The following is a 509-nucleotide window of genomic DNA, read 5'->3' on the forward strand; positions in this document are numbered from 1 at the left end:
TATTGCAGCTTTACGATATACACACTCTGTGTAGTTTTGATGGAGAAAGCCCACGGCTTTTGCGAGCAGTGGGCTTTTGTATATCTGATCTATGGTAAACCGGGTAAAAGCCACCGTTGAATCGTTTCCATTTAATCAGTAGTTAAATGGATAAGTCACAGATTGGATAAAAATACCGTTGACAATTCGGTGTCTAGTTGCTAAAATACAATTCCGTCGCGACAAACGACGGAGATAACGCCCATCAACATTGGGGTGTAGCCAAGCGGTAAGGCAGCGGACTTTGACTCCGCCATTCGTTGGTTCGAATCCAGCCTCCCCAGCCATTTTTATCATCCAAACCATGATCCATTAGCTCAGTTGGTAGAGCACCTGACTTTTAATCAGGGTGTCGCTGGTTCGAGTCCAGCATGGATCACCATCGATGGCCCGTTGGTCAAGCGGTCTAAGACACCGCCCTTTCACGGCGGTTACAGGGGTTCGAATCCCCTACGGGTCACCATCTTCTC

General features: G+C 47.7%; 3 tRNA genes. All 3 read left to right on the forward strand.

From position 1 onward, the window contains the following. Positions 1–251: 251 nt before the first annotated feature. Positions 252–326, forward strand: a tRNA-Gln gene (locus GTO89_RS16950). Positions 327–345: 19 nt separating this feature from the next. Then, positions 346–421: transfer RNA gene (locus GTO89_RS16955), tRNA-Lys, on the forward strand. Between the two features lie 5 nt (positions 422–426). Beyond that, positions 427–502: transfer RNA gene (locus GTO89_RS16960), tRNA-Glu, on the forward strand. Positions 503–509 lie beyond the last annotated feature (7 nt).

It is taken from the genome of Heliomicrobium gestii, assembly GCF_009877435.1.
Classification (GTDB): Bacteria; Bacillota; Desulfitobacteriia; order Heliobacteriales; family Heliobacteriaceae; genus Heliomicrobium; species Heliomicrobium gestii.